Source organism: Streptomyces sp. NPDC006235 (genome assembly GCF_040613735.1).
Lineage (GTDB): Bacteria > Actinomycetota > Actinomycetes > Streptomycetales > Streptomycetaceae > Streptomyces.
In genome coordinates this window covers 112,668-130,544 of the sequence record NZ_JBEXSR010000019.1, presented here as the reverse complement: position 1 = coordinate 130,544, position 17,877 = coordinate 112,668, and the positions used below count along the sequence as shown (strand labels likewise).

18 protein-coding genes are annotated in these 17,877 nt (G+C 68.6%); 7 read left to right on the top strand and 11 right to left on the bottom strand.

All coding sequences use genetic code 11. From position 1 onward, the window contains the following. Positions 1-27: 27 nt before the first annotated feature. Both ABZ192_RS22955 and ABZ192_RS22950 read right to left on the bottom strand, forming a co-directional pair. Positions 28-1,548 carry a cellulase family glycosylhydrolase gene (locus ABZ192_RS22955; RefSeq protein WP_356926311.1) on the bottom strand — a complete coding sequence of 507 codons (1,521 nt, stop codon included), beginning with the start codon at positions 1,546-1,548 and terminating at the stop codon, positions 28-30. Between the two features lie 114 nt (positions 1,549-1,662). After that, the gene (locus tag ABZ192_RS22950) at positions 1,663-2,271 is read right to left on the bottom strand and encodes a low molecular weight phosphatase family protein (RefSeq protein WP_356926309.1); all 609 of its coding nucleotides are present in this window, start codon (positions 2,269-2,271) and stop codon (positions 1,663-1,665) included. A gap of 345 nt (positions 2,272-2,616) precedes the next feature. On the opposite strand from ABZ192_RS22950, the gene ABZ192_RS22945 reads away from it, so the two are divergent. Beyond that, positions 2,617-3,120, top strand: coding sequence for a hypothetical protein (locus ABZ192_RS22945; protein WP_356926308.1), 504 nt, complete (start codon positions 2,617-2,619; stop codon positions 3,118-3,120). Between the two features lie 321 nt (positions 3,121-3,441). Here the strand turns inward: ABZ192_RS22945 and ABZ192_RS22940 are convergent, their stop codons facing one another. Then, complete coding sequence (locus ABZ192_RS22940; RefSeq protein ID WP_356926307.1) at positions 3,442-4,482, bottom strand: GDP-L-fucose synthase; 1,041 nt, start codon at positions 4,480-4,482, stop codon at positions 3,442-3,444. Between the two features lie 201 nt (positions 4,483-4,683). On the opposite strand from ABZ192_RS22940, the gene ABZ192_RS22935 reads away from it, so the two are divergent. The 5 genes from ABZ192_RS22935 to ABZ192_RS22915 all read left to right on the top strand — a co-directional run bounded on the left by ABZ192_RS22935 (position 4,684) and on the right by ABZ192_RS22915 (position 8,916). Further along, positions 4,684-5,337, top strand: coding sequence for a class I SAM-dependent methyltransferase (locus ABZ192_RS22935; protein WP_356926306.1), 654 nt, complete (start codon positions 4,684-4,686; stop codon positions 5,335-5,337). A gap of 70 nt (positions 5,338-5,407) precedes the next feature. Further along, positions 5,408-6,451, top strand: coding sequence for a GDP-mannose 4,6-dehydratase (gene gmd, locus ABZ192_RS22930; RefSeq protein ID WP_356926305.1), 1,044 nt, complete (start codon positions 5,408-5,410; stop codon positions 6,449-6,451). 40 nt (positions 6,452-6,491) lie between these two features. Next, complete coding sequence (locus ABZ192_RS22925) at positions 6,492-6,686, top strand: hypothetical protein (protein WP_356926304.1); 195 nt, start codon at positions 6,492-6,494, stop codon at positions 6,684-6,686. After that, positions 6,674-8,143, top strand: coding sequence for a hypothetical protein (locus ABZ192_RS22920; RefSeq protein WP_356926303.1), 1,470 nt, complete (start codon positions 6,674-6,676; stop codon positions 8,141-8,143). The genes ABZ192_RS22925 and ABZ192_RS22920 overlap by 13 nt, the downstream gene beginning before the upstream one ends. Then, positions 8,140-8,916: an FkbM family methyltransferase gene (locus tag ABZ192_RS22915; RefSeq protein WP_356926302.1), complete on the top strand. Its 777-nt coding sequence runs from the start codon at positions 8,140-8,142 to the stop codon at positions 8,914-8,916. Before ABZ192_RS22920 ends, ABZ192_RS22915 begins: the two co-directional genes overlap by 4 nt. On the opposite strand, the gene ABZ192_RS22910 is transcribed toward ABZ192_RS22915, so the two are convergent. The 8 genes from ABZ192_RS22910 to ABZ192_RS22875 form a co-directional block, all read right to left on the bottom strand. Beyond that, positions 8,917-10,392 carry an oligosaccharide flippase family protein gene (locus ABZ192_RS22910; protein WP_356926301.1) on the bottom strand — a complete coding sequence of 492 codons (1,476 nt, stop codon included), beginning with the start codon at positions 10,390-10,392 and terminating at the stop codon, positions 8,917-8,919. 79 nt (positions 10,393-10,471) lie between these two features. After that, on the bottom strand, positions 10,472-11,200 hold the full coding sequence (locus ABZ192_RS22905; RefSeq protein WP_356926300.1) for a hypothetical protein: 729 nt from the start codon (positions 11,198-11,200) through the stop codon (positions 10,472-10,474). Next, complete coding sequence (locus ABZ192_RS22900) at positions 11,197-11,988, bottom strand: class I SAM-dependent methyltransferase (RefSeq protein ID WP_356926299.1); 792 nt, start codon at positions 11,986-11,988, stop codon at positions 11,197-11,199. The genes ABZ192_RS22905 and ABZ192_RS22900 overlap by 4 nt, the downstream gene beginning before the upstream one ends. 99 nt (positions 11,989-12,087) lie before the next feature. Beyond that, on the bottom strand, positions 12,088-12,981 hold the full coding sequence (locus ABZ192_RS22895; RefSeq protein WP_356926298.1) for a glycosyltransferase family 2 protein: 894 nt from the start codon (positions 12,979-12,981) through the stop codon (positions 12,088-12,090). A gap of 23 nt (positions 12,982-13,004) precedes the next feature. Further along, positions 13,005-13,778: a hypothetical protein gene (locus ABZ192_RS22890; RefSeq protein ID WP_356926297.1), complete on the bottom strand. Its 774-nt coding sequence runs from the start codon at positions 13,776-13,778 to the stop codon at positions 13,005-13,007. Between the two features lie 40 nt (positions 13,779-13,818). Continuing rightward, positions 13,819-15,021: a glycosyltransferase family 4 protein gene (locus ABZ192_RS22885; RefSeq protein ID WP_356926296.1), complete on the bottom strand. Its 1,203-nt coding sequence runs from the start codon at positions 15,019-15,021 to the stop codon at positions 13,819-13,821. Next, positions 15,018-15,938 carry a WecB/TagA/CpsF family glycosyltransferase gene (locus ABZ192_RS22880; protein ID WP_356926295.1) on the bottom strand — a complete coding sequence of 307 codons (921 nt, stop codon included), beginning with the start codon at positions 15,936-15,938 and terminating at the stop codon, positions 15,018-15,020. The genes ABZ192_RS22885 and ABZ192_RS22880 overlap by 4 nt, the downstream gene beginning before the upstream one ends. Positions 15,939-15,961: 23 nt before the next feature. Continuing rightward, entirely contained in the window at positions 15,962-16,960 is a 999-nt protein-coding gene (locus ABZ192_RS22875; protein WP_356926294.1) for a UDP-glucuronic acid decarboxylase family protein, read from the bottom strand. 192 nt (positions 16,961-17,152) lie between these two features. Here ABZ192_RS22875 and ABZ192_RS22870 point away from each other — a divergent pair, with 192 nt between their 5' ends. Beyond that, positions 17,153-17,812, top strand: coding sequence for a sugar transferase (locus tag ABZ192_RS22870; RefSeq protein WP_356926293.1), 660 nt, complete (start codon positions 17,153-17,155; stop codon positions 17,810-17,812). Positions 17,813-17,877: the final 65 nt, after the last annotated feature.

Here is a 17,877-nt window from a genome sequence, read left to right as displayed (position 1 = left end):
CCACTCCCCTCTCCCCTCACTCCGCGGTCAGGTCGCCGTACAGCTCACGCTCGCCACGCTCCCGCCCCCGGGCACACCGCCCAGGCCGAAGCTCGCCGAACCTCCCGCGGGCACGCTCCCGTTGTGCGCGGCGTTCACCGCCGTGACGGTCGCGCCGCTCTGGGTGTGCGACGCGTTCCACATGCTGGTGACCTTCTGGGAGCCGGACCATGTCCAGCTCACCTTCCAGGACTTGAGCGGCACGGTGCCGGTGTTGGTCACCTTCACCTCGGCGTTGAAACCGCCGCCCCAGTCGCTGCCGACGGTGTAGGCGGCGGAGCAGGCGGCCGTACCGCCGGGGTCGCCCGGGCCGCCCGGGCCGGGTCCGGAACCGCCGCCCTCGAAGCCCGGCGCCTTGACGGCCGCCAGGTATCCGTCCTTCGCGGTGTCCACGGTCTGCCAGTCGTCCTTCAGGATCCCGCCCGTGTCACCGGAGTTGGGGTTCCAGGACCAGAACGTCCAGTGGAAGCTGTCGGCGCCGTGCGCCGACGTCGAGCGCAGGTACTTGACCAGCTCGGCCAGCCACTTCTGGTCCACCGCCGGCTGGAGCGTCGTACCGAACTCGCCGAGCCAGACCGGCGCGATGTCCTGCTTGAAGATGTAGCCCCAGTACTTGTCCCAGATCCCCGGCATGTTGGCGGGGAAGGACGGGTCGCTGAACCACGACTGCTGGGCCACGGACGTGGCGTAGTCGTGGGCCGAGTACACCAGCCGGTTCGGGACGTCCAGCTGGACCGGGTACTGGGCGACGCCCATGAGGTTGCCGCCCCACCAGCCGTTGGCGCCGTTGTGCGACTGCACGCCCTCCACCATGATCAGCAGCTCGGGGTTGACCGACAGCACCGCGTTGCCCGCGCGCTGAGCGGCCAGCCGCCAGTCCCGGGCCGTGTCGCCGCAACCCCAGCAGGCGGGGTCGTGGGGCTCGTTGTGCAGGTCGATGCCGACGACGGTGGGGTTGCCCTTGTAGCGCGCCGCGAGGGACTTGAGGCCCGCGATCCAGGTCGACTCAGGGACCGAGGCCGTGTACCAGAGCGCCGACTGGCCCGCCGCGTCCGGCCGGTGCCGGTCCAGGACGATCTTGAGGCCGGCCTGACCCGCGTACGCCACGATCCGGTCCAGGACCTGAAGCGACGTCAGGCCCCGCAGGTCGGTGTTCTTGCCGTCGTGGTTGATGCTCCCGGGCATGGCGCCGGGCTTGAGGATGTCGTCGCTGTAGGGCATGCGGATGGTGTTGTAGCCCAGCGACTTCATCTGGTCGATCATGCTTTTGTAGTCGCGGGCCCACAGGCCGTGGACGACGTGGATGTCGGTCTCGAAGCCGAACCAGTTGACGCCGGCGATACGGACCGGCTGCCCGGCCGCGTCCAGGATCTGCCGACCACTGGTGTGCCAGTAGCCGGCGCCGGCCTGCGCGTCGACATCGGCGTCGGCCCGTGCCGACTGGGTACCGGCCAGGGGTAACAGGAGCGCCGCGGCGACGCACAGCGCTCTTCGCAGAGTGCGGAACATGGCTGCTTCCTCTCGGGGAGGCGCGGCCCCGGAACAGTTATGGGAGCGCTCCCATGTGTGCCGCGCACCTACCAGGAAACTGAGGCACCATGAGCACGTCAAGGAGGTGCGCGTTCACATCTCAGACTCGGCCCGCCCCACAGCCGACGAAGACGAATGCCATCCGGTCCGCACGGGTACCGCGATCCGCTCCACGGTCTCCTCGATCTGAACCAGGCACTCGTGCACTTGCGACGGGGGCGCCCCAAGAGGGTCTTTCACATCCACGCCACCCCTACGCGCCGATACGGCACCACGGCGAGCGGCGGCGCCCTGCACAAGGGCAGCAAACCGTGCGGCCGGATCCACCGCGCCTGCGGCGTCTTCCGACCGCACCAGCCGGGCGAACTCAAGGAAGGTGAACGCGCGGGACAACGCACGCACAGGAGAGAGCTGCACAGCGGCCTCCCGATGCTCCCGCGCAGCGCCCAGCACCAGGTCCGCGTTCTCGACCATGTCCTGGGTCAGTCGGCGGGCGCCCACCCCGCAGGGCTCCACGCCGCGCGCGACGAGGAAGGAGGCGACGGCGGCCGCCATCGGCACACCCACGACGGCACGGGTGCCGGCACTGCTCACTCGGATTTCTTGCCGATGTTCGAGCAACCGGTGCCTGAGCAGGCACTCGGCAAGCGGAGAGCGGAAGACGTTGCCGGTGCACACCACAAGTACGCGGAACGGGGGCACGCACCCTCCAGGAAGAGAAGAAGAGGAGATCAGGACATGTGGCGCGGTTCCGTCATCGGCGTCTCCACCGGGCGACATCAGCGCCCCCGAAAGCGCGACACGTGTCTAATCACGGCCTCGCTGGTCGGGGCGGCCGCCAGGGGCCGACCAACCGAATAGCACACATCGAGCAAATCGGGTCCTCGAATCCGGGGGCTGGCGGCCAGTCCGGTGATCCACCTACGCCAAAAGGCGTCATACCCTCCTAAGTCGCTTAACAAGCCACATCAGAGGCTAACTATGGACATACCGTACTCGGGGTCGGACCATGCCGTCGCCTATATCCACTTGAGGAGCGTGAACGCGATGACGGCTTCATCGAAGTGTCGTGCCGCTTTCGCGACCGCGGCAGCCTCCGCTGTCCTGGCCGCAGTTCCAGTCATCGGGGCCCAACCCGCCCACGCCCAGCCCTATCCACCCGGCCCTCCGGACCTGACCCTCACCGCCACCACCGTCGACGCGGGAGACGACCTCGGCTTCACGGGGACCGGGTTCGATCCGAACGAGGGGGTAGTCGCAGTCCTGTTCTCGAAGCCGGTCAAGCTGGGCCGCTTCACCGCCGACGCGAACGGCACGGTGGAGGGCACCGTCACCATCCCCAAGTGGACGGACCCGGGCAAGCACATCTTCGCCCTCAAGGGCGTGGAGTCGAACAAGTCCTTGAAGGCCAAGATCTTCGTACGCCCGCACAAGCCTCACCTTGCCGACACCGGTGAGGACCGTTCGCTCGTCATGCTGGGCGGAACGGCGGCGCTGCTCGCGCTCGGGGCCGGCACGATGGTGGCCGTCCGCCGACGCCAGCACAACTGACCACCCCTGTCCCTGTCGATCCGACCGTAGCGAAGCCCGTGCGCTACCGACGGCCGACAGCGGGTCCTCCGGCGCTGCCACTCAGGTCGCCGCCGGAGTCCCGCTGTCGGCCGTTGCGTTCCCCGGCCGCCCGAAGCAGGGCTCTGCGGGAAGGCGCTCGTTCTCACCCTCCAGGGCTGGGCGGCGTCGCTGAGTTCGCGCCGGACGGCGCCCTGCCGCCCTGTCCCTCACACACGCCGGCCAGGACGACCGTGCGCCGCAGGAGGACCGGCGCCGCCGGCGATTCGCCCCCCGCTCCGAGTCCGGCCGCCGCGGAGACCGTCAGTTCCGCAGCGTGCCGGACTCGAGGCTTTCCACGTACCAGGCGTAGGTCCGGGCAATGCCTTCCCGCAGCCCGACACGAGGAGCCCAGCCGAGCGCGGTGAGCCGGGACACGTCGAGCAGTTTGCGGGGAGTACCGTCCGGCTGCTTCGTGTCCCACTCGACGCTCCCCCGGTATCCGGCGATGTCCGCGACGAGCTCCGCCAGCTCCCGGATGGTCAGGTCCGTGCCGGTGCCGACGTTGACCGGACTGTCCGCGTCGTAGTGCTCGATCAGGTGCAGGCACGCCCGTGCCAGATCGTCCACATGGAGGAACTCCCGACGAGGCGTGCCGCTGCCCCAGTTCACGACCCGTCGCGCACCCGACTTCTTCGCCTCGTGGAAGCGCCGCATCAGGGACGGCAGCACGTGGGAGTGCTCGGGATGGAAGTTGTCACCCGGCCCGTACAGGTTGGTCGGCATGGCGGAGATCCAGGGCAGCCCGTACTGGCGTCGTACCGCCTGCACGTGCAGGATGCCGGCGATCTTGGCGATGGCGTAGGCGTCGTTGGTCGGCTCCAGAGGTCCCGTCAGCAGCGCTTCCTCACGGATGGGCTGCTCGGCGAACTTCGGGTAGATGCAACTGGACCCCAGGAACAGCAGCCGCTCCACGCCGTGCTCCAGAGCCGCGTCCAGCACATTCACCTGGATGCGCAGGTTGTCGGAGAGGAACTCCGCGGGCCGGGTGGCGTTCGCCTTGATCCCGCCCACGCGCGCCGCGGCCAGTACCACCACGTCCGGGCGCATGGCCGCGAACCAGTCGAACACCGCCCGCCGCTCCCTCAGGTCCAGCTCCGCCGAGCGGGGCGCGACCACATCGGTGAACCGTTCATGGCGGAGTTCCCTGCGCACCGCCGAACCGACCAACCCGGAGCCCCCGGCCACGAACACGCGCGCCGAGCGGTCGAGGGGGCGGTGCGCCCTGCCGTCCGCCACCGGGGCGGGGCTGCTCGCCCCGGAGGCGGCCGGAACTGTGGCACCGGTATCAGTAGGGGCGGTCATGGGCTTCGCTGCCCTCCTTCGCGGACGGTGCGTCAAGAGCCGCCGACTCCGCGCATCTTGAGGACGGAACGTCCACGAGCTGGATGAAACTGGTACAACCACTGAAAACGCGACACAACGCCATGAAGCGGACTATAGCGCCAATTTCCGTATTCTTGCCGGGTGCCAGAGGTGCCGGAGTTCGGGCCGAGAGGGAGCAGCATGCTGAAGACGAAGATCGCCGACCCCGCCAGGCCCGGGACCCTTGCCCACTCGGCTCGCGCCAAGCGCTGGGGCGAACTGCTGCGATGCTTTCCCGACCTGGCCGACATGCATGTTCTCGACCTCGGCGGCACCCCGACCGCCTGGCGTGGCGTGCCCGTTCGCCCGGCCCACGTGGTGACCGTCAATCTCGACCCGCGCACGACCCGGCATGCCGAGCCCGGAATCACGCCGGTCGTCGCGGACGCGTGCAGCCTCTCACTGCCGACGCACATGGTCACCCGGCGATTCGACCTGGTGTACTCGAACTCCGTCATGGAGCACGTGGGAGGGCACCACCGGCGGAAGCAGTTCGCCGACACGGTGCACACCCACGCGGACCACCATTGGGTGCAGACCCCCTACCGCTACTTCCCCGTCGAACCCCACTGGCTGTTCCCAGGGCTTCAATGGCTCCCGTTCCCGGCTCGCGTGGCCGTCTCCCGGCACTGGGGACACGGGCACGTCCCACGCGCGGGGCGTGCGCAGGCCACCCGCGACGTCCAGGAGGTCGAGCTGCTGTCCGCGGCCGAGATGCGGTCCTACTTCCCCGCTTCCACCATCTGGTTCGAACGCTTCGCAGGACTTCCCAAGTCCCTGGTCGCCAGGAAGTGAGCCGCGCCCGCCGCTTCCCGCCCCGCTCAGGTGCGCTTTCCAGCCCGCACAGCCCAGCAAAGGAATCCGCGTGACGGACAAGACCGCGCTCATCACCGGCATCACCGGCCAGGACGGCTCCTACCTCGCAGAACTGCTGCTGGAGAAGGGATACGTGGTGCACGGAATCGTCCGCCGCGCCTCGACCTTCAACACGCAACGCATCGACCATCTCTACCGGGATCCGCACGACCCCGGGGCGCGTCTCTTCCTGCACTACGGCGACCTGACCGACGGAACCCGGATTGCGGGGCTGCTGGAGCGGCTGCGCCCCGACGAGGTCTACCACCTGGCCGCCCAGTCCCATGTGCGGGTCTCGTTCGACGAGCCCGAGTTCACCGGGGACGCCACCGGACTGGGTACCACGCGGTTGCTGGAGGCGATCAGGACGACGGGCCTGCCCTGCCGGTTCTACCAGGCATCCAGCTCCGAGATGTTCGGTGCCTCCCCGCCGCCTCAGCACGAGGGCACCCCCTTCCACCCCCGTTCCCCGTACGGGGTCGCCAAGGTGTACGCGTACTGGGCGACGCGCAACTACCGGGAGGCGTACGGGATGTACGCGGTCAACGGCATCCTGTTCAACCACGAGTCTCCTCGCCGTGGCCCGACCTTCGTCACCCGCAAGGTGGCCACGGCCGCCGCACGCATCAAGGCCGGCCTTGAGGACGTCGTCTACCTGGGCAACCTCGACGCCCGACGAGACTGGGGATACGCGGCGGAATACGTCGAGGCGATGTGGCGGATGCTGCAACAGGACGAACCGGACGACTACGTGGTCGCCACCGGCGTCAGCTACAGCGTGCGCGACTTCGTCGAGCAGTGCTTCGCCCATGTCGGCCTCGACTGGCGGGACCACGTGCGGTTCGACGAGCGATATCTGCGGCCGACCGAGGTGGACGACCTCGTCGGAGACGCATCGAAGGCCGAGCGGGTGCTGGGGTGGCGCCCAACGGTGCGAGCACCGGAGCTGGCTCGGCTCATGGTCGATGCCGAGATGGCGGCCCTGCCCCCGGTACCTGCCGCTCCCGTCGGCGCGCCCGCCGCACCGACGACGCCGGAGTTGGTGGGGCAGTGACGCGCACAGGGAGCCCGGACCACGGAAGGTGGTCGTCCTGATGACCTGTCACAGCCGCCGGGAGCGCACGGCCACAGCGACGGCACGAGCGGACCCCGGCGCTCACCTGCCCTGGCTCGACGCCGAGGTGGTCCTCGCCGCGAACGCGCTCGCGGTTCCGCACACCGCCGCCCCGCTCCAACGGGTGGCCTGGCTCATCACCTCCCCCAGGACGGACCAACGGTGCAGGACCTAGCCGTCGCCGCGGACATGGCCCAGACCCTCTTCGTGGGACTGGCGCTCTTCGCCGTCCTGCTGTGGATCTTCACACAGCACTGCAACACCGCCATCGCTCTTCTCCTGGGCGTACAGGTGTGGGCGATCGCCGCGGGCGGTGAGGTGCCGCTCTTCGATGTCGGCGTCAGCATCCTCCCTAGTGATCTGCTGGCCGCCTGCGCCATGCTGGTGACCTGCGCCCGGCTGCTGCGGCGGGCGGTGCCGCCCCGGGCAGAGTTGCTGCTCGTACTGGCGGTGACGTTCCTGATCGCATGGTCGATCCAGCGGGGAATCGGCACCTGGGGACTGACCGCCGCCGCCAACGATGCCCGCGCCTACTTCTGGCAGGTCTTCGCCTCGGTCCTGTATGTCGCGACCGCGCCCCTGCACGCCGGCAGGGCCCGGGCCGTCGTGCGGCTGTGGCTGCTCTCAGCCGCCGCGTACGCCGCACTGAGTCTGGTCGGATGGCTGAACACGGGCGTGCATTCGGTTGTCGACGGCGCCTCCGTGGGAGGGGAGTTCTACGACCCCAGGCCGGTGCCGGCCAGGTCTGCTCTGGTCCTCGCGCAGAGCGCGGTGCTCTTGCTGTGCCCACTGGGCGGAAAATCGTCCGCTCCGGCCACGACCGGGCAGAACGGCCCGCGAAGAGACCGGCGGGGACGGAAAGGCCGACCGGACGGCGGTCGCGGCAAGATTCTGTCGGCGTTGCTCTGTCTGGTCTTCGTGGTGCTGTTGCAGCACCGGACCGTCTGGGCGACCACCATCGTGATGGCGGTCGTGTGGTGGGCGCTGATTCCCGCCAGAGCAGGTCAGCGGCTGGCCTCCGCGGTGGCAGCCGTGCTGTCGTTGTGCGTGGTGGCGCTGACCTTCTCCGCCGGCGTGTTCGGCGGAGTGGGCAGCGTTCTCGCCGACTCCTTCGCGGAGACTCAGGACGCGAACAGCACCTTCGCCTGGCGGGTTCTCGGCTGGCAGGAGCTGATGGACGGGCCCAAGACCCTGGTCGATTGGCTGCTGGGCACTCCGTTCGGCTCCGGCTACGACCGGTGGGTCGACGGCGTGGTGATCTCCGTCTCCCCGCACGACTACTACCTGCACGTCGTGCTCCGCCTCGGCGTGGTCGGACTGCTCACGCTGCTGGCCTTGTACCTTTTCGTGTGGCAGCGACTTGGTCGCGGCGAGAACGGCACGCCGACCCTGCGTCTGGTGGTCGTCTCCCAACTCGTGCTCTTCGTCTCGTACTCTCCGTTCCCCGAGCAAGGGGTCCTCCTCGGGCTGTGTCTGTGGCAGTTGCGTGCCGACACGGCAGGCAAGTCGGGTGACGTCCGGAGGAAGCCACTCGTCGTCCAGCAGAGGGGTGACACAGCCACAAAAGGGCTGGAGCGGAAACACGGTGAATACTGGGAAGGAACGGAAGAAACCCAGACAATGGGGCAATGACTCTCCTTCATCGCGTCCGCCTCGCCGCTCAGCGCTTCGGCGTTGATGTGAACCGGTTCCCGCAGGGCTCACCCGATTACTGCGTCGTGCAGCAGATGCTCCACAGCGGCATCGATGTGGTGCTCGACGTGGGGGCGAACCGCGGTCAGTACGGAGCGATGCTCAGGCGGTTCGGATACCGGGGAAGGATCGTCTCGTTCGAGCCGCTCCACGAGCCCTTGCGGACATTGCGCCGCCGCGCCGCGGCGGACCCCCTGTGGAAGGTGTTTCCGTATGCCCTCGGTGACAGGAATCGCACCGTCACCATCAACGTGGCCGGTAACGGATGTGCCAGCAGTTCCGTGCTGCCCATGTTGGCCAGGCACGCGGAGGCCTGCCCGGAATCCCGCTACGTGGACGTACAGGAAACCGAGCAGTTGCGCCTCGACACCGTCTGGCCGCGAGTGGCCGGGCCAGGGGAGCGCGTGTTCCTGAAACTCGACGTCCAGGGATATGAAGGAGCGGTCCTTGAAGGGGCCGCGGACCGCGTCCGTCAGTGCACCGGACTGCAGATGGAAGTCTCGTGTGTCCCGCTGTACCAGGGAGGTCTGCTCCTGGAGGACGCGCTGGGGATGGCACAGCGCCGGTACGGGATGACCCTGGCGGCACTGGTGCCCGGCTTCAGCGACAGCCGGACCGGGCAGATGCTGCAGTGCGACGTGGTGTTCCTTCGTGAAAGCGCTCGGGCGGGACGGCGTGGCGGCTCGGTTGAAGGGGCAGCGGGCCGGCCGTGATCAATAGGGTCGGTCGGACGGATCCGTGGCCGCGGACGACGGGAGAGGGGAAGTGAGCCGTCTGCGGCTCCGCAGCAAACCCGTGGCGACAGCGACCCTGAACCCGGGAATCCGGCCACGGAGAAGCACGCACACCAGGATGACCGGCACCATGGCGACCAGACCGTGTCCCAAGGCCGCTGCCGCGGAACGGTCCGCCGAGCCGACCGCGGCAGCGCCGCCGAGTGCCGCCCCGACGGCGAGGTGCACCCCGTGCATGCGCAGGGCCGCGCCGGCACGCATCAGGCCGGACCGGTGCCAGACCGCCACCTGCACGAGATGGCCCACCACCTGTCCCGCGGCGGCCGCGACCGCGACCAGCACAAGGGACTGCGCGAACGCGGCCGCGGCAACCCCCGCCGCGGTGGCCACGACCGTGGCCGTCAGCGTGCCGAGCAGGGCCCGCGGCGCGTTCCGCACCTGGTCGATCAACCCTCCGCAGTAACACAGCAAGGTCATGGCCGCCGCCGAGGACAGGACAGGGACCAGTGCCACGGCCTGGTCCCAGCCGGGCCCCAGCAGCAGGCGGAGGACCGCCGGCCCGATGCCTGCCGTGATGCCGAAGCCGATGAACGCGACGGCCGACGCGGCACACAGCGTTCGCCGTACGTCCCGGCTGGAACGGAGCCCTTCGGCGCGTCGCTCGGCGAGCAGCGGAGTCACGGCCCAGTTGATCCCCTGGTACAGGAACGTCAGAAGCAGTCCGGTGAACAGGAAGGCTCGGGAGTACGATCCCGCGGCGCCCGGACCGAGCAGCCGGCCCGAGGCCCACAGGGGGATGTTGTTGGTGATGAACTGCCCCAGGCTGTGGCTCGTCATGAAACCCGAAGGCGCGAGCAGGTCGCGCGTGCGGACCGGGGGCCCGGAAGCCAGTGGACGGCGAGCCATCCAGGCCGTGCCCACGGACAGGGCCACGGCCGCCGCGACCGGCTGTGCGAGGGCCAGCCCGAAGGGGTTCCAGCCGCATACGAGGAGAACCGCTCCCGTCGCCACCCCCACCGTCTGGCCAAGTGACTCGGCCAGCACCGCCACCGGGGCCGCGCCCACGCGACGCATGGCCGTGACGGTCACGTTGGCGCTCGGCTGCACGAGGAACACACATGCCAGCAGGCGCGCCATGACGGTGAGGTCCGGCATCTGGAAGAAGGAGGCGAAGACCGGGGCCAGCGCTACGACGAGAAGGAAACACACTGTGCCCGAGATCATTCCGAGGCGCCGGGCGGCGCGCACGAAGGGCAGTGTCAGGCGCTCGGACCGGAGCACGCAGGCAGACAGTCCGGCGTTGGCGAAGTAGCCGAAGAACGGCACTACCGTCAGCGTGACGGCGTAGACGCCGTAGGCATGGGCATCCACGGCGCGGGCGGTGTAGGCCGTGTAGCCGAGTTGGATCAGCACCACCACCATGGAGCCGGCGATGTTCCAGCGCAGGCTGATCACGGCTGACCGGGATGCGGTTCGCGAAGATCGGTGCCGGGCGGAGGCGGTCGGGCGGTGAGCCGCTGACATGACCGGGAATTCAGCCGTTCGCGATGCTCTGCCGGGTGAGTTCGCCCGTGCGCAGGCTGGAAAGCGCCGCCACGGCCGGGCCCAGCTCAGGGCTTGCCAGGACGACGCAGCCCCGCTTGGCGCCGGTCTCGTCGGCCGAATCGCTCTTCGGGTAGAAGGCCTTCCAGCCGGGGAGTTCGGGGAGATAGTTCACGTCCAACGGGGTTCCGTGGTACGAGGTGAACTGATAACCAGGGTCACCGGGTACGCGGAAATCGTCGATCATCACGACCGCTCTGCGCCAGCGTGCCTGGATGATCTCCAGTTCCTGGTAGCGAGGTACGTCCTCCTGCCAGTGAGCATCGAGATAGAAGAGCAGCGCGGGGTTCCCGGGCCGCTTCGAGAGGATGTGCAGCATCTTCCGTGAGTCCGCGTGGTACAGGCGGACCCTCGGAAGGCCGCAGCATTTCACCGCGGCGTATCTGTAGAACCTGTCTGCGATCTCGGCGGAGTGGACGGGCAGACCGGAGACATCGCTCAGGAACCTCGTCGTAGTGCCGCGAAAGGAACCGGTCTCGACGATCTCATCGAAGCTGGTCGCCGCTAGCAGTTCACGGATGATCTCCTGGCGCTTGAGCTGCCCGTTGAACGGCCCCAGTTCGGGCAGGCCCAGGCGGGGAAACAGCAGATCCGTCCGGAAGGAGATCGCGGCGGGCAAGGCGGCGCTGATCCTGAGGTAAGCCCGCTGTGAAAGATTCATTGCCCACTCCGATGTGTCGGGTCACCTTCCGCCTTCACCACCACCGCGACCATCATGTTGCCGAGCCGGTTCACCGGCCGCAGCAATTGATAGACGGCCTTGGCCACTGCCAGGCGCCGACGCTCCGGGAAGCGGCCCGCCACCTTGCCGACGGCGAGGCCGTGGTCCCACAGCCTGCGGAGCAGCACGACGGCCTGCGGGCACAGGAGATAGCTTCGGGTGGCCTGGTTCACAAGCGAGCGATTCCACCGGAAGACATAGTTGACGAATTCTCCTTGCCGCTCCCACTCGGTGCCGATGAGCCTGCCCACCAGCCCGTCGTGCGGCTCGATCACGATGACGGCCTTCCGGGCCACCCGTAGCATCTCCGTGAAACCCAGGACCGGGCGCGGCAAATGGTGCAGACCGTCTTGGACCAGTACCAGGTCGTAACTGGAGTCGGGAATCTCGACCATGTTCTCCGCGTTCAGAGGCATGGTCCGAATTTTCGGATCCAGGCTGCGACAGACTTCGAGTGCCTCTTCGGACAGATCGCTGACAGTGACGTCAGTGAACCCGCAACGGCTGAGGAAGACACCTTCCCCGCCCACACCGCCACAGACGACGAGAACGCTCTGTCCTACTGGATCAATAAGTCCCCGCACGCGCAGCATGCGCAGAGCGATCCGCAAGCGACGATCGCGCAGGAAACGAGTCAGCGGATCGCTGGTGACGTGGAAGGACCAGTCATCCCGGTTGCCGCAGATTTCCGCTGTCGCGGCGCGCTGCATATCCACTCCGCTTGTCACGGTTTCTCCTCCGCCGCGCGTGGCAGCCCACGCCGGATCAGTTTTGCCATGGCCGCTTCCTGCCGTATCGCGATCGGATTTTCCCGGGCTGTATCGGAACTACCTGCTAAGGACCCGCGCTCCACCGAGCATTCGGGGGAGAGCCGCACCGGCGAGGAGCCGCGCGTACGGTGAGAGCCAGTACAGCGGCCATACGGGACCGGCGTGCCGCCGCGTGAACCGCAACCAGCTGCCCGGTGGAAGGCCCTTCGGGGCCCACGCCAGACGAATCCGCTGCCGGACGGTCAGAGCGGGGTCGGTCCAGCTCCCCGCTGTGGGGTTGCGCGCACAGGTGCCCAGCGTTCCGGCTGCGACCCAGACGGCACATCCGAGGCGCCCGGCGCGCAGGCCGTAGTCGAAGTCGGCCAGCCCATGGCTGAAGCCTGCGTCGATCTGCCCGACACGTTCGGCCACAGGGCGGGGGATCAGTACCAGGTTCCCGTTCATGGTCTCAGCGCGAACCGGCCTTTCGGCCGGAGCGATCGTGGTGAAGTGCACCGGGCGCAGACGGCTGCGCCGGTGAACACCCGAGTACGTCACCGCGCCGGTGTGCGGATCACGCAGGCCCCCCACGACGATCACGTCGCACTCGCCCGAACCGGAAAGCGACTCGTGGGTCCGGAGCAAGCCCGACAGCGCTCCGGGGTCCAAGGTCACGTCGTCGTTGAGCCAGAGGAGGAAGTCGTAGTCGCCCGCGGCCGACGCCGCGAGTGCCATCGCCTTCGCCCAGAACAGTCTGCCGCTGCCCTGGAGCACTTGGATGCCGGGCCAGACGTCGCGGGCAGCGCGTGCGGTGCCGTCGGTGCTGCCGTCGTCGGTGAGCACGACACGCACCGAGACGTTGGGGCCGCCCTGCCCGATCAGCGACCGCAGGCACCGGACCGTGGTCTCGCGGCGGTTGTGACAAGCGATCAGCACCACCACACGCGTCACCGGTACCGTCGACCGGCCCATGGTCTTCTCCCCTGGTCCACGGCTCACCGCTTGGGCGCTACGAGAGCTTCGGCGCGACGCACTTCAGGGAGCTCGGACACCTGCTGTGCGACGCCCGGGGCGGCCAGCACCACGCAACCTCGGCGGCGCCCGCTCTCCATGCTGGACGGGCAGTTCGGCCAGAACGCCTCGTAGGGCGCGACGGTCTCTCCCAGATACTCCATCGACAGCTGCAGGTCGCCGTAGGTATCGAATTCGTAGCCGTCGTCGTCGGGAACCTTGAAGTCGTCGATGACGATGACCGAGTCCGTCCACGCCTTCGTGATGATGGCGACTTCCTCCCGGAGGGGGAGGTCCTTTTCCCAATGGGCGTCCAGGTAGAACAGGACCCGCGAGCGGGGAATCCCGGCGTCGTCACGCAGCGTCCGCAGAGCATCCCGGGAGTCCTCGTTGAGCACCCGGACGTCTGGATTTCCGCGGAAACGTCTCTCGGCACAGCGCGCGAATCCGCGATTCTTTTCGACGGTGAACACGGGAGCACCGGACAGGTGCCACAGAAACTGCGTCGATCCCCCACAGTAGGTACCGGATTCGAAGATCGCCCGGGGCTCGAGTTCGCGGACCAGGGAGCGGAACAGGTTCTGCCGGAATCGCTGCCCGTTGAGGGCGGCGGGCCACGGCCCGTAGAGCCACGGCCGCATGGTGCGGATGGGCTTGGTGATCGTGCGCCGGAGCCGAACGGGCAGGACGTCGTATGCACGCTCCTTGATCCGGCTGCCCGTCGGCCTTGGAACAGTCATTTCACTGACACCCTTCATGGAATGGGCTCGCCGGTCTGGTGCACTTTCTCAAGGCGGCTCACAGCCTTGTCCCGAGCATATGCAGCAAACCGTCACAAAAGCGCTCTGCCATGCCGTCCGCCGTGTAGTGGGCGGCGTCCTTGCGGCACGCTTCGTGTAGGGATTCCAGGCGTGAGCGGTCGTTCAGTACTTGCTGAACCGCCACCGCATAGGCGTCCGGATCGTCTCGGCTGACGACTGCGTTCCGTCCGTGCTCCAGGTATTCGAACTCGGGCGCGTGCCAGGGCCAGTCGGTGGTGATGATGGGTGTCCGGAGGGCGAACGAGTCCACCGCGCACAGTCCCACCCGCCCGGGCATCAGCATGACGTCCGATACCGCTCCGAGCAGTGCGACGTCCCGGCCGGCACGGTGGCCCAGAGCCACCACCGGGCTGTCCGGTGCGCAGGCCACGGCTTCCACCAGGGGCCGGTCGACACCGTCTCCCGCCACGAGCAGCTTGAAACCCGGCAGCCCGGCCGCGACCCGCCGCGCGGACTGGAGCAGGAAGGGGATTCGCTTGGGGGCGTCAAGTCCCCCCACGTACAGTGCTGTTCGTCCCAGTTCGAGGCAGTGGCGTTCGCGCAGTGCGGCGACTGCTGCATGTTCGGACGTGCCCTGGATGTCCGCCCGGTCACGCGTGACGGTCAGCTCCGTGGTGTCCACGGAGTTGCGCAGGACGGTGATCCTTTCGCGGGGGAATCCCCGCGAGCTGACGTACGAGGCTCCGCCTTCCGTGTAGGCGAAGAACCAGGCGGCCTGTCTCGTGAGGGCGTCCTTGGCAACCTCCTGGAGCCGGCTCGTCTTCTTGGTGTAGGTGCGGCCGTGGCCCCAGAACGCGATCCGCGGAGGGTGGCCCCCGGCCCGTCGCACCATCTGACGCAACAACAGCGGGTACGCCTCCAGATTTCGCAGTGCCTGCTCCAGTACCACCACATCGGCGGAAGCGGCCCGGTCCGTCACCTGACGCCAGAGAAGGGACCGACCGCCCGGAGCGGGCAGCCGTCGCGAAGGTACCTGTACCGCGCAGGCGCAGGGAGCGGCGTCGCGTCGGGCCGCCTGCTGCGGCGGTACGAGCCCGTACAGCACTTCCAGGGCAACACCCTCGGAGTTCAGCCGCTCCTGCAGGTGATTGAAGAACGGCGTCCGATAACCGGGCACGTAGGGCTGCACCACGACGACGCGCCGCCGGGCGTCTCGGGGGCTCACCGGGGTGATCGTCATGACCGCACCTCGGGAACTCTGGCGGGAGTCTTTCGGCCGCGGCGGGCGAGGCGGCCCGAATTCAGGCGATCGGGTGCCTCGATCACCGAACCGCTGTCCGCTCGCACAGGCTGTGTCGCCTGGCGCACCACCCCGTGGACGAAGCGCGCGTTGCCGAACAGGTACCGGCGCCACAGGCGGCGGGGTTCGCAGCCGAGGCGGAACAGCCATTCCAGCCCGTTGTGCCGCATCCAGTGCGGTGCCTGCGGCTTGTTGCCGGCGACGAAGTCGAATGCCGCGCCCACGGCCACGGCCACCACGGGCAGTGCGTCGCACAGTTCGGCGGCCCAGCGGTCCTGCTTGGGGGTGCCGAGTCCGACCCAGACGACGTCCGCCGCGGCGGAGCGGATCTGCTCCACCTGCTGCCGCCGTTCGTGGGCGGTCAGGGGACGGAAGGGCGGGGAGCTGGTGCCCACGATCCGGGCCCCGGGATAGCGCCGCCGCAGCTCTCGGTGGAGTGCGTCGAGGACCTGGGGCGTGGAGCCGAGAAGGTAGTGGTTCAGGTCGGTGTGCTCGGTCAGGGCGAAGACGTCCGTGAGGAGGTCGGGGCCGTAGACCCGTGTGCCCGGCAGGGCGCTGCTGGGGTAGAGCAGCCGGTTGGCCCACACGACCGGCTGCCCGTCGGGGAGGTTGAGGGAGGCCGAGCGGAGGATGCCGCGCAGTTCGGGGTCCCGGTCGGCCAGGGCGAGCGTGTAGGCGTTGGACAGGTGAACGTCACTGCCAGGCCGGCTGCCGGAGGCGCCGGGTTCGTCGGTGAGTCCCTGCCGTGCCTCGCGCATCCGGCCGGCCAGGTGCACGACATGGCGGGCCGCGCTGTCGCGGGTGTGCGCGGTGATGGGCACACCGAGGCACTCGACCACGGGAGCGGTCACCGGCATCGTTCGACTGCTCGGTGGGGCGGTCATGAGGCGGCGGCGGAGCTCGGCGTGGATCCGGCGGGCCGCGGGCCGCTCCCGGCGCACTCCCCGACGGACAGACGCCGGCGGAAGTACGTGACGGTGTCGCCCAGGCCACGCTCCAGGGGAGTCGTGGGCTCCCAGTTCAGCAGCTCGCGGGCCAGGGTGATGTCCGGACGCCGTCGCTCAGGGTCGTCCTGAGGACGGGGGATGAGGGTGATCTCGGAGCGGGACCGGGTGAGCTTGCCGATCCACTGCGCCAGCTCCAGCATGGTGACTTCGTGGGGATTGCCCAGGTTGACGGGTCCGCCGTGGTCGCCGGCCATCATGAGCAACAGGCCTTCGACCACGTCGTCGACGTAGCACAGGGACCTGGTCTGGCTGCCGTCACCGGTGACCGTGATCGGCTCCCCGCTCAGCGCCTGGCGCATGAAGGTGGGGATCGCCCGTCCGTCGTCCGGGCGCATCCTCGGCCCGAAGGTGTTGAAGATGCGCACGATCTTGGCGTCCACACCGCGGCTCCTGCGGTACGCCATCGTCAGCGCCTCACCGAAGCGCTTCGCCTCGTCGTACACCGAACGCGGGCCCACGGGGTTCACATGTCCCCAGTAGCTCTCCGGCTGAGGGTGGACCAGCGGGTCGCCGTACGACTCGGAGGTGGAGGCCAGCAGGAAGCGGGCGCCCTTGGCCGCGGCCAGGTCCAAGGCGTGCCAGGTGCCGGCCGAGCCCACCCGGAGTGTCTCCAGGGGCAGCCTCAGGTAGTCGGCGGGAGAGGCTGGTGACGCCATGTGGAAGACGGCGTCCACCGGCCCGGGCTCGTCCAGGCCCTCGGTGATGTCCCGGTGGCGGAACTGGAAGTGCCGGTCGCCCATGAGGTGCTCGATGTTCTCGGGGCCGGACGTCAGGAAGTTGTCCACGCAGACGACTTCGTGGTCCTCCTGAAGCAGCCGCTCGCACAGATGGGAGCCGAGGAACCCAGCCCCACCCGTCACTACTGCACGCATGCAGGTCCTCTCGGCCGTCCCGTCCAAGCAGGTGGACGAGGGCGAGCTTCGGTGTCATTGCCGAAGCTCAGATCGATGTCGTGTTTCTATTCATTAGTCAGAAATAGACCGTTTGATACGTCAGGCGGGTCGCAATGCCTCCAGCCAGGGCGCGTTTCACCCGTTCTGCCGCAGAAGACGAAGGGATGCGCGATGCCGGTATCCGCTGAGAAGACGGCTCATCACCGGCCTGCCGCGCGTGGCCGGGCGCACCGGGGAGTCCGGGCGGCCAAGCGGTTCATCGACTGCGTGGGGGCCGCCGTCCTGCTCCTGTGCGTGGCGCCGGTGCTGCTCGCCGCCGCCGTCGCGGTGAAGCTCGACAGTCCTGGCCCGCTGCTGTTCCGCCAGCGCCGCACCGGCTGGCGGGGCAAGGAGTTCGACGTCCTCAAGTTGAGGACGATGCACGTCGGTTCGGAGCGGTTGCGCACCGCCATGGAGAAATCCAACGAGGCGGACGGGCACCTCTTCAAGATCCGTGAGGACCCGCGGGTGACCGCGGCCGGGCGCTGGTTGCGCCGTTACTCCCTGGACGAGCTGCCGCAGCTGGTCAATGTGCTGCGGGGGCAGATGTCGCTGGTGGGTCCGCGCCCGCTCCCGGTCGTGGACTCGGCGTTTACCGGGGAGGCCCGCCGCCGTCTGCTGGTCCGACCCGGGATCACCGGACTCTGGCAGGTGAGCGGACGGTCCGATCTCTCCTGGGAGGACGCCCTGCGTCTGGATCTCGAGTACGTCGACACCTGGTCGATCAGGCTGGACCTGGCGATCCTCTGCCGGACCCTCCCGGCCGTGCTGCGCGGTGACGGCGCCTACTGAGCCGGCGTCCGCGCGTCGCACGGAGGGACCCACCCCCACACCCGGCGTCCCCGCAGGGAGTTGCG

What these genes read in the sequence shown, in the direction of transcription:
- ABZ192_RS22955 (WP_356926311.1), bottom strand. Translation starts at nt 1,548, where the DNA reads ATGTTCCGCACTCTGCGAAGAGCGCTGTGCGTCGCCGCGGCGCTCCTG.
- ABZ192_RS22945 (WP_356926308.1), top strand. Translation starts at nt 2,617, where the DNA reads ATGACGGCTTCATCGAAGTGTCGTGCCGCTTTCGCGACCGCGGCAGCC.
- ABZ192_RS22940 (WP_356926307.1), bottom strand. Translation starts at nt 4,482, where the DNA reads ATGACCGCCCCTACTGATACCGGTGCCACAGTTCCGGCCGCCTCCGGG.
- ABZ192_RS22935 (WP_356926306.1), top strand. Translation starts at nt 4,684, where the DNA reads ATGCTGAAGACGAAGATCGCCGACCCCGCCAGGCCCGGGACCCTTGCC.
- ABZ192_RS22925 (WP_356926304.1), top strand. Translation starts at nt 6,492, where the DNA reads ATGACCTGTCACAGCCGCCGGGAGCGCACGGCCACAGCGACGGCACGA.
- ABZ192_RS22915 (WP_356926302.1), top strand. Translation starts at nt 8,140, where the DNA reads ATGACTCTCCTTCATCGCGTCCGCCTCGCCGCTCAGCGCTTCGGCGTT.
- ABZ192_RS22905 (WP_356926300.1), bottom strand. Translation starts at nt 11,200, where the DNA reads ATGAATCTTTCACAGCGGGCTTACCTCAGGATCAGCGCCGCCTTGCCC.
- ABZ192_RS22895 (WP_356926298.1), bottom strand. Translation starts at nt 12,981, where the DNA reads ATGGGCCGGTCGACGGTACCGGTGACGCGTGTGGTGGTGCTGATCGCT.
- ABZ192_RS22890 (WP_356926297.1), bottom strand. Translation starts at nt 13,778, where the DNA reads ATGAAGGGTGTCAGTGAAATGACTGTTCCAAGGCCGACGGGCAGCCGG.
- ABZ192_RS22885 (WP_356926296.1), bottom strand. Translation starts at nt 15,021, where the DNA reads ATGACGATCACCCCGGTGAGCCCCCGAGACGCCCGGCGGCGCGTCGTC.
- ABZ192_RS22880 (WP_356926295.1), bottom strand. Translation starts at nt 15,938, where the DNA reads ATGCCGGTGACCGCTCCCGTGGTCGAGTGCCTCGGTGTGCCCATCACC.
- ABZ192_RS22875 (WP_356926294.1), bottom strand. Translation starts at nt 16,960, where the DNA reads ATGCGTGCAGTAGTGACGGGTGGGGCTGGGTTCCTCGGCTCCCATCTG.
- ABZ192_RS22870 (WP_356926293.1), top strand. Translation starts at nt 17,153, where the DNA reads ATGCCGGTATCCGCTGAGAAGACGGCTCATCACCGGCCTGCCGCGCGT.